Here is a 10045-nt window from a genome sequence, read left to right as displayed (position 1 = left end):
CGGCCATGTGTACACCAGCCGGATGGGCTGCGCCTGGAGAAAAGCCGTTTTGGCCTGCTCCGGAGTGATGGTATCTCGATTATCCGGCAGCGCCGGCGATGACGCGGGCGGCAGTGTGAATCCCACGATCCGCCCCGTGGTTGCATCCACTTGCACATTGTAGATGCGATCCAGGATGGGCACGCCCTGAACCAATGGACGAAAGATGTATGTGTACACCGGCAGCGGCTCCGGCATGAAGTTGGGCTCCTTGGCCGGGTCGAACCAGTCCGGAGGGCTCGGCAGCGGCTTGGAACCGTCCATTTCCCAAACGAGTTGAACAGTTTGGCTGCCCTTGGGCAAAATCTGCTGCAGGAACGAGAGGGCCTTCGCTTCTCCTTGTTCCATGGACAGAACCGCCGGTTTGCCTCGAAGCATCTGGGTATCCACGTTCAGGTCCAGCCACTGGCCGGTGTCGGCGTCAAACACCGCGTTGATGTGGCTCGGCTGTTCCGCGGGGGCAACGCCTGAGCCTTGCGCGGCCGGGGAACTCGCGGGCGGGCGGAGCGACCAAGTCAACACCCGGGGATGATAACCGCTCAAGGTGTCCGGAGGCGGTGTCTGCTCCTCGAAAGTCATCCCAGAAAGATCCATATGCAGGAAATCCGCCACCAGGCGTGCGGCCGTGTTTTTGTCCTTGGCCTGAAGGGCCTGCCCCTGACCGATGATGGAGAGGGTTTTATTCATTTCCATATTCGGCGGTATCGAAAGTCCTCCGGTAAACGGTTTCCCTGAAAAGGCGTCGATGCTCCCCTGCCGCACGGGAAAATAGCCGAGGACCGGCCGGTCTCCCTTTTGGAGCTGCCCGGAAGAATCCAGATGGAACGGCGTCGTGAGATACATTTTTTCCAGTTGGAGTTGGGCCGCGAGCAGTTTTTGCGCCTCGTCCGACGAGATGGCCCCGGAGGGTTCGGGGAGTTTCGAACTGTCAAATGGATGCATGATCTGCATCCCAATGACATGACCGAATTGATCCACCCGGATGTCCAGGGAATTTTGAGGGAAAGGAATGCCGTGCACTTTCTCGCTGAAGGTGACGACTGCGAACCGCCACTGTAAGGTTTTTGTTCCCGGTGTGGCGGTTTGGGTGATTCCGCCGCCGCCGATTCGCTCCAGCTCCTGATCGCGAAAAGGAGAGCCGACCTTTTGCAAGAAAGCGGTGGCGGCTTGAAGCGCCAGTTGGTTGTCCGGCTGACGATCGCCGGTCCACGCGGGGTTCATCCGTGAGAAGTCCAGGATTGCGCCGGTTATGGCATCAACCCTTGCATTGAGCGTGTCCGGCGGCTCCGATGGCGGGCCTTGGAATTTGGACGGATCGGTCGCAAAAAAGGTCAGATCCCATGTGGGTCTGGATCCCATAAGGATGCCGGCCCGGGGATCTCCCGGGAGATAGTGAGCGGTCACATAGGGGAGTTCTCCCAGTCCGTCAAACAGGGCGCGAACTTTGGCCACCGCCTCTTGTTCACCAATGGCGTTCGGCGGCGGGGTGGGCGCCTTCGTCGGCGGAACGGTTGGAGGGACCGCCGATGGGACGGGTGGCGTCCCCGTTGGCCCGGCGGGCGCGACGGTGTCCGGCGTGGTGGCAGAGTCGGGCGCCGCGGCAGGGCCGGGCGTCATAGCCAGGTCGGGAGTCCCGGCGGGGACGGACGTCGAAACCGAGCCGGAGATTGCAGCAGGGCCGGGCGGCTCACCCGGGGCGGCATGTACAGGACCGGCCGGGACGGGATACCCGGTGGAGAGAACGGCCAGGGTTGCTGCCGAGACGGCGATCTTAGAAAACCGTTTCACCAAATTTCTCCTCCCAAATAGGAATGATGGGAATGGTTCGAAACATATTCGGTTTTATTGTACGGTTGGATATGGTTTCCGGTCAAGGTGGAGTGCAGGAAGCCTCAACGTGGCAGGCGGAGGTGGATGCGTTGATTCAGCGTGTTCGGAATAGAAGGAACTTAGTCACAAGTTCGGCGAAGTCGTTGAGAGGCTCTGAACAGTTACTCTGTTGGCGGAGCGGTTTGTTGACTCTGGATTACGAAAACAGTATTTTATACCTATGAAATTAAGGTTATAATGTACCTATCAAGTGATACTATTTATCTTGACCGGATGTGGTTCATGTGCGTTCGTTTATGCCCGATGTCATGGGAAGGTGGCCTGTCAACAAAGGCATTCTGGTGCTGACCAACCGGATTGCCGAGTACCGCGGAAAGCAGGCGTTGTATCAGCGGCAAATCCCGCAGGTGCTTGATACGTTGCGGGAGTATGCCGTCATTCAAAGTACGGAGTCGTCGAACCGAATCGAGGGCATCGTTGTGCCGACCCGAAGGTTTACGTCCATCATGCGACACGCATCTGAGCCGCAAACCCGGTCGGAGGCCGAGATTGCGGGGTACCGTGACGTGTTGAGGATGATTCATGAGCATCATGAACACATGCGGTCAACCCCAAATTTGATTCTCCAATTGCACCGGGATATGATGAAGTATGCCGATAAAGGCGGGCAATGGAAGATGGCGGACAATTATATCGAAGAGGTTGCCCCGGACGGTGAGCGGAGGATTCGTTTCCAAACCGTACCGGCATGGCAAACACCAGGCGCAGTGGAAGAGTTGTGCCGCCTGTTTCTCCTGGAACTGCAGCGCGGAGAATGGCCGGACGTTCTGCTCATCGCCGCCTTTGTCCTGGACTTCTTGTGCATCCATCCCTTTGCTGATGGGAATGAACGCATGGCGCGGCTTTTGTCCCTTCAGTTGCTTTATCAGAGCGGGTACGTCGTGGGACGATACATCAGTTTGGAACGGGTGATCGAAGATACGAAGGATCAGTATTATGACACATTGTACCGGTCATCGCAGGGTTGGCATGAGGGTGAACACGATTTAACGCCTTGGATGGAATATTTCCTGACCATGCTGCTTGAAGCGTATCGGAGATTCGAGCAGCGGGTGGGGGACACTGACGCGGCGAAGCATCGGGGATGGAAGAAGGAACGAATTCAAAACGTGGTCCACGGGTTTGTGGCGGATTTTAGCATTTCTGACGTGGAGGAGCTGTGTCCCGGAATCAGTCGGTCAATGGTTACGCGTGTTTTGAACGAATTGAGCCGCCAAGGTGTCATCGAGTGCATTCAAAAAGGGCGCCATGCCCGCTGGAAGCGATGCGGCCAGGGCAACTGAGCGTGGGCGGGCTTGCGCGCGCTGCGGGACTCAGGGCCGGGGGATAAGTGGGAGGGAGCAGCGCCCACCCAGCAGGGAGCATATCAAACCTTCACCAGAGTAGCCCCAATAAAGCGGCTGAATATGCGCAAGGAATCCAGAATCCGGTCTGGGTCAATCCCGCGCACGATGATGACCAAGCGAGAGACTGTATCTTCGTCAGGCCATTCGGACAAATGGATCGGGGGGTGCACGATGTGTTGAACACCATTGAGCACAATGGGGCCTGGGGAACCGACGTCGAGTAAACCTTTGATCCTTAAGATATGCTCGCCGTGGGCGTGTAACAACATGCTCAACCAGACACTGAAGGCACTCCAGTTCACCGTGCCAGAAAAGCGCAGCGAGAGGGAAGCTGTTGTTTCCTTCGAGTCATGGTGGTCAGCCGTGCTTGACGTCAGATGTTTTTGCCACACCAAGTTTCCTCGGCCGTTCAGTGACAGAAGATCTTTCAAGAATTCCTTTTCGTGGTTGATATGACCGTTTTTAGCGGTATAAATAGCTGCGGAGGGGTTCATAGAGCTAATTTGCCGAGCCAACATGGCCGCAGCATGTTGATCTGCGATATCCGTTTTTGTAATGATCACCCAATCCGCGCTGGTTATTTGTTTTATCCATTCTGGGTGCGGGGCCAAGTGAGAGTGTGTGGTGGTCGCATCGACCGTCGTGATCACGCCGCCGATGCGAAATCTGTTTTGTAACATTGGATCGGTGTAGATCGTGAACATAATGGGCGCCGGGTCCGCCAGACCGCTTGTTTCGATGATCACCCGATCGATGCGTTCACCGGAGTCAATGCGGTTGGCAACCTGTTGCAGCACCGTGACCAAATCATTTCGCAATTGACAACACACACATCCGCCCTTGAGCACGTGGGTTTCTTCTTTCACTTGCTGAATGAGGTATTGATCCAGTCCCACGGATCCGTATTCATTGATAATGATTTCTGTGCGGGCAGGGTCGATTAACTCCATAACATGCGCGAGAATTGTCGTCTTGCCGCTGCCGAGAAACCCAGTCAAAATGATCACGGGTATTCTTGTATCCGTTGCCATGACACTCTACCTTTCAATCAGATTGGGATATGAACCGAAGAAGCGTTTCATCAAGAGGGTCCGGCAGCCGGCTTGAGAGTCGTTCCGTCTCTTGCCACACCTCACTCAGATTTTGTGCCATAACCGTCTGGCCTTTTTTATCGCTGACCACGAAACGAACACCATTCCAGTCCGAGACGGTGAGCCCGTAAAACGCAAGAATCTGGTTCAGCATGGCCACCATCTCCAACCTTCTTCTGCGGTGCAGGCGACTGTCTTCGCTGCCGGAGTAGGCCATATCGCTATCGTTCTCTTTTCGTACCCCTTCCGTCCAATGAACGCTTGTCACTAAATCGGCGCATAGAACGCACAACGTGGGTGCCCCCTTCGGTAGCAAGTTCGAGCAATCTGAATAGCCCGGCTGGACCAAGGACATCCAGCCGGGCTCGATCTCACTTTTTGGCCTGAGTCCGCCCGATGAAATCATCCGCGATCTCGTCAAAGGTGACCCAGCGGACCCCGTCGTGGGAATTGATATATTCGATCAGGCGTTCGTGCATGAGCAGGACTTGCGGGCGTCCACTCACGTCGGGGTGCACGGTCATGGCGAACACCGCATAGTCATACTCCCGGTATACCCAGTCAAATTGGTCCCGCCACATTTGTTCAATGTCCCGGGGGTTGATAAACCCGAAACTATTCGGCGATTTTTTAATGAACATCATCGGGGGCAAGTCATCCAGATACCAGTTGGCGGGAATCTCGACCAATTTGGTTTCTTCGCCCCTGACGAGTGGCTTCATCCACTCGGAAGCCGGTTTAGAATAATCGATTTTTGTCCAGTGATCTCCCACCCTTACGTAGTACGGATGAAAATCGTTGTGCATCAAGCTGTGATCATACTTGAATCCGTGCTTGAGCAAAAGTTCGTTGGTCACGTTGGAGAACTCCCACCAAGGTGCCACGTACCCGGTGGGTCGTTTTCCGGAGAGGCCTTCGATCAATTCGATCGATTTCAGCAACACATCTTCTTCCTGCTTGGGTGTCATGGCGATCGGGTTTTCGTGAGAATATCCGTGCGCCCCAATTTCGTGCCCAGCCTCCACGACCATGCGCATTTGATCCGGAAACGTTTCAATGGAATGACCGGGAATGAACCAGGTCGTCTTAATCTTATACTTATCGAACAATTTTAAAAGTCTCGGTGCACCGATTTCCCCGGCGAACAACCCCCGTGAAATGTCATCCGGCGAATCTTCCCCGCCATAGGATCCAAGCCAACCGGCCACCGCGTCGACGTCGACACCATAAGCGACCAGGATTTCTTTCTTCGCCATTCGCGAATCCCTCCGCCTTCGTAATTTATTGACTGTAGGCTTGAACAATCCTGTACATCTCTTCACGGCTCAGGCCACTGGCCAACATGAGCCCTAATAATATCCGCGCCTTTTCGCCGGCGAGGTCACCCGCAAACCAGGCTCCCTTCCTCTCCAGGTCGCGGCCGCCCCCGTCTCCATAGATCGGAGCCACGGCGCCGGCGTTGCAACGGGAGGTCACGATGACAGGGACGCCATCGCCAACGAGTCGACCAACAGCTTGCGCCACAGTCGGATGAGCATTTCCCCTCCCGTATGCTTGCAGCACCACCCCTTCGTACCCGCTGGCTATGCGCAAAACTTCCTCCCCGTCGGTACCAAGCCCCAGTCGGATCAGGGCGACTCGGTGCGGTGGCAAAAGGGGCAAAAGCGGCCGATCCCTTTCCTCCCGAACGAGGAACACTTGGCCCCGATCGACCCTACCTACAGGCCCCCAGCCCGGTGCGCCAAATGCCTGGAGCGCATTGGTATCGATCTTTTTAACCTCTCGACCGGAATAGATAAACCCCGCGAAAACGATCACCGGTCCAAGGCTCGCGGCTGCAGGAGATCTGGCGACCAAAATGGCGTCCGACAGGTTCTTCGGTCCATCCGAAGACGGATGGCTAGCATCAAATTGAGCGCCGGTTAACACAACAGGCTTTTGTTTTGGTGTGACAAGAGACAGGTAGAAGGCTGTTTCTTCCATGGTGTCGGTCCCATGGGTAATCACGACTCCATCGACTGCATCTTTTGCGAGGGCGCTCTGCACTGCTTTCCCGATCACATACAGTGTGTCAAAGGTGAAGGCATAGCTTCCCAACGTCACACTTTCCTGCACTTCAACATCCGATGCGCGGATCTTCTTGAGTAATTCTTGGCCTGGCAGAACTGCCTTCACATCTCCGTCGTCTTGAGGGAGTGCGGCAATCGTTCCACCTGTCGTAATCACTGCAACGTGTCCCAACCCCATTTTCACCCCCCGCCACTATCCTTTCGCAAAATCTATGCCAAGCAACTGCGCGGGGAGCTGTCTATGGTTCGGGGGTTAATAGGTCATCTTGGGACCAATTGCAATGCTATTTGCCAAATTGCAATCCATACTTCTGGAACTTTCGCGTGATGGTTGATTGGTTCACCATGAGTTTTTGGGCAATCTCTCCAAGAGTTGACGTATCTCGCGCTGCCAGTTGAAGAAGCTGGGTTTCCATAATCTTCTGGGCTTGTTTTAACGGGAGTACCTCTCGCACCACGATGGGTTCATTCCTGTCAGGAGAATCGGCAGGACGCGGGACACCTTTGCTGATGTGAGCGGGCAAGTCGTCTGCATCAATGATGTCATCCTCAACCGTCACAACAAGCCTCTCAATGAGGTTTCTCAATTCGCGAACATTGCCAGGCCAATCGTATTGTTCTAGGAGAGACATGGCCTTTTTAGAGAGGCTGACATTGTTCCGGTGGATTTTCTGGGCAAAATGGGACAAGAATTTGTTGACCAAGGGAACAATGTCTTCGCGTCGCTCGCGAAGGGGCGGGATGTAGACAGGGATCACATTCAACCTGTAGTAGAGATCGCTTCGAAAGGTTCCTTTTGCCACCATGGTCTGGAGATCTTTATTGGTGGCGGCGATGATTCGGACGTCCACCGGAATGGGGTTGTAGCCGCCGATTCGAGTGATCTCGCGTTCCTGCAAAACTCGTAATAACTTTGCTTGAACACTTAACGGCATATCCCCAATTTCGTCCAAGAATAACGTACCTTTGTCGGCAAGTTCGAACAATCCGGCCTTTCCATTTTTTTGCGCTCCCGTGAAAGCTCCTTTCTCGTATCCAAAGAGCTCACTCTCCAAAAGGGACTCGGGAATGGCTGCACAGTTGATTTTAATCAGGGGATAATCTGCTCGTGGGCTCAGCCGGTGGACGTGATTGGCGAGAATTTCTTTACCCACGCCCGACTCCCCGGTGATTAAAATCGTGGAATCTACAACGGCAACCCGGCCGAGGAGAGCCATAATGTCTTCCATCTTTTTGCTGCGATAAATAAGTGCTCGGTCCGTATCGGACTGCGATTCTTGAAGTTGGACGAATTGCATGCGATAGCCTTCAATGATCTCTTTTAGATTCCGAATCTGCTCCTCGAGCTCGTGAAGCTCCGTAATGTCTTTGGATGCGTTGACAACTCTCACGATATTTCCGGAACTATCACGAATCGGAGTACTTACCACCATGAGCCTGCGCCCTGTGCGGGTTTGCTGCACGATCTGGACCTTTTTTCCCCGCTCCAAGGCAATTCGCGTCGCTGACGGATAGTAAACCCCTTCTTTCTCCAGCTCATAGACGGTTCTTCCGATCAGTTCTTCAGGCCGTTTCCCCCACAAGACTTCACAGGCGGAACTCACTCGAAGGGTAACACCTTTTCCATCCGATACATAGATAACATCGTAAGAATTTTCGAATATCGTTTGCAGGTCTTGGATCGTTGCTTCATATTCCTTCATCTGTTGCTTGATAGCACCGGCGATTGAGGCTTCTTCAAACACCAACACAATGAGATCATGATATTCCTTTGAATCCAGCGGGGCGGCGGAAAGCAAATAGTCGGTTCCCGAAACCCTGATTGGATGGCCAAGAATCAGTTTCCGTTGTTTGCAGATCTCGTCCAATCGAATGGATTTCGAGTAATCTGGCAGGTATTCATATAGCCGTGAACCGGAAGCGTTCGCCATCATCAATTCTCCACGGACGTTGACCACTATGACGGCGCTGGGGAGGGATAAGAATGTGTCCTGGATCAATTGCGAATCAACGAGGTTTTTCAACATGTAACGCCTCCCTTCATGCAAATTGGCAAACTGCAATGCAGTTCTTGTCTATATTATAGTCGAATTCCGACGCAATGTCTCTTACACAACGACGAAACCTTCCTTTTTCAGCCGGGCCACGTTTGGCATAATCGTTGCTTGCTATTCAGTTTACAGGAGGTGATCCTGGGTTTGTCATGACAAAGAAATCGAAATAACAGTCAATACAGATACCGCCAATTTAGAGGAGGGTTTCAGTAGTGAGTATAAAGACGTCGGATCTAAATCTCGATCAAAACAGTTTGACGAGTCGGGACGTGACCTACGCCTCCATTGTTGCTCTTGTTGCTTGGACATTGTCCGTGTTCGACTTTATTTTGTTCGGCACGTTGCTACCAGAAATGGCGAAAACCTTTGGGTGGTCAACGGCGCAAATGGCGAATATTGCGACATGGGTTGCGGTGGGAACGTTCGTGATTTCGTTAACGGTGGGACCCCTCACTGACTACCTCGGCCGAAAGAAAGCTCTTATCGTCACAACTTCCGGTGTGGCTGTCAGTTCGGGTTTGACCGCGTTGTCCATTTTTATCCCCAGCTCCATCTATGTTGTGCTTGTCCGGGCGCTCTCCGGGTTCGGTTATTCCGAGCAGGCTGTCAATACCACTTACCTATCAGAATTATACGATGATAAAAAGCGCGGCTTGCTCTACTCTTTTATCCAAGGCGGCTGGCCGATCGGTGTGATGCTTGCATCCATTGTGACCGCATTACTCGAACCATTGATTCAATGGCAAGGGATGTTTGCCGTGGGCATCATTCCGGCAATCATTATTGTTCTTCTAGGAATCAAGCTAAAAGAATCGCCGAGATTTCTCCACCTGAAGCACGTTCGCACTCTTATGCGCCAAGGCAAACAAGAGGAAGCCGAAGCCTACGGAAGGGCCCATGGTATCAATACAGAGCGTTCCACGGGTTTTACGTACGCCCAGCTGTTTTCCATGCAGGACGGTTCCATGCGGACCACGTTATTCCTTGGGCTCGCCTTTATGTTGAACTGGTTTGCCATCGAGGTGTTTAACGTACTGGCTACCACAGTACTCACAGAAGGGAAACACATCAATTTCGGGAACTCGTTGTGGCTCCTCGTTTTGGCAAACGCCGTGGGGTACGCGGGCTATGTTTTCCACGGATGGTTGGGTGATCGAATTGGGCGGCGGGAAACCATTGCCATCGGCTGGATTCTCGGAGGGCTCGCCTTTGCGGCAATGTTGTATGTGGCGAATGGATATTGGAGTGTACTCATCTTTCAAAGTATTGGAAGCTTCTTCTTGAACGGCCCATACTCGGCGCTCTTTGTCTTTATGAGTGAGTCGTACGCCACCCGGATGCGCGGAACCGGCACCGCGTTTATCAATGCCATGGGTCCGATCGGCGGCATTCTGGGGGCCCTCGTGTTCTCCATTTTGGTATCGACCAATATGGGAGTGTTGGCGGCCGCGCTGATTGGAGGAGCGCTGCCACTCACTTTGTCCGGCCTTGTTATTCTTGCGACCCGGCGCATCGAACCCGGCAAGTCTCTGGAGGAATTGGCTGCTTGACGAAAA

8 protein-coding genes are annotated in these 10045 nt (G+C 53.6%); 2 read left to right on the top strand and 6 right to left on the bottom strand.

All coding sequences use genetic code 11. From position 1 onward, the window contains the following. Positions 1-1827, bottom strand: a 1827-nt coding sequence (locus K6T64_RS15370) for a YcdB/YcdC domain-containing protein (protein ID WP_353737831.1), incomplete at its 3' end; no start/stop codon positions are given. A 326-nt stretch (positions 1828-2153) separates the two neighbouring features. On the opposite strand from K6T64_RS15370, the gene K6T64_RS15365 reads away from it, so the two are divergent. Beyond that, positions 2154-3212: a Fic family protein gene (locus K6T64_RS15365; protein ID WP_288010939.1), complete on the top strand. Its 1059-nt coding sequence runs from the start codon at positions 2154-2156 to the stop codon at positions 3210-3212. Positions 3213-3295: 83 nt separating this feature from the next. On the opposite strand, the gene K6T64_RS15360 is transcribed toward K6T64_RS15365, so the two are convergent. From K6T64_RS15360 to K6T64_RS15340, 5 genes are all read right to left on the bottom strand, one after another. After that, positions 3296-4306, bottom strand: a complete 1011-nt coding sequence (locus tag K6T64_RS15360) for a CobW family GTP-binding protein (RefSeq protein ID WP_288010938.1) — start codon at positions 4304-4306, stop codon at positions 3296-3298. A gap of 13 nt (positions 4307-4319) precedes the next feature. Beyond that, positions 4320-4529: a hypothetical protein gene (locus K6T64_RS15355; RefSeq protein ID WP_288010936.1), complete on the bottom strand. Its 210-nt coding sequence runs from the start codon at positions 4527-4529 to the stop codon at positions 4320-4322. Positions 4530-4737: 208 nt separating this feature from the next. After that, positions 4738-5622 (bottom strand): polysaccharide deacetylase family protein, encoded by an 885-nt coding sequence (locus tag K6T64_RS15350; RefSeq protein WP_170084803.1) that lies wholly within the window; start codon positions 5620-5622, stop codon positions 4738-4740. Positions 5623-5647: 25 nt separating this feature from the next. Then, the gene (locus K6T64_RS15345; RefSeq protein ID WP_288010934.1) at positions 5648-6613 is read right to left on the bottom strand and encodes an asparaginase; all 966 of its coding nucleotides are present in this window, start codon (positions 6611-6613) and stop codon (positions 5648-5650) included. Positions 6614-6719: 106 nt separating this feature from the next. Next, positions 6720-8462, bottom strand: coding sequence for a sigma 54-interacting transcriptional regulator (locus tag K6T64_RS15340; protein WP_288010932.1), 1743 nt, complete (start codon positions 8460-8462; stop codon positions 6720-6722). 239 nt (positions 8463-8701) lie between these two features. Here K6T64_RS15340 and K6T64_RS15335 point away from each other — a divergent pair, with 239 nt between their 5' ends. After that, entirely contained in the window at positions 8702-10039 is a 1338-nt protein-coding gene (locus K6T64_RS15335) for an MFS transporter (protein WP_288010930.1), read from the top strand. Positions 10040-10045: the final 6 nt, after the last annotated feature.

It is taken from the genome of Kyrpidia sp., from assembly GCF_023512215.1.
Taxonomy (GTDB): domain Bacteria; phylum Bacillota; class Bacilli; order Kyrpidiales; family Kyrpidiaceae; genus Kyrpidia; species Kyrpidia spormannii.
The sequence above is the reverse complement of the archived record's forward strand: the minus strand, read 5'-3'. Positions and strand labels throughout refer to the sequence as shown.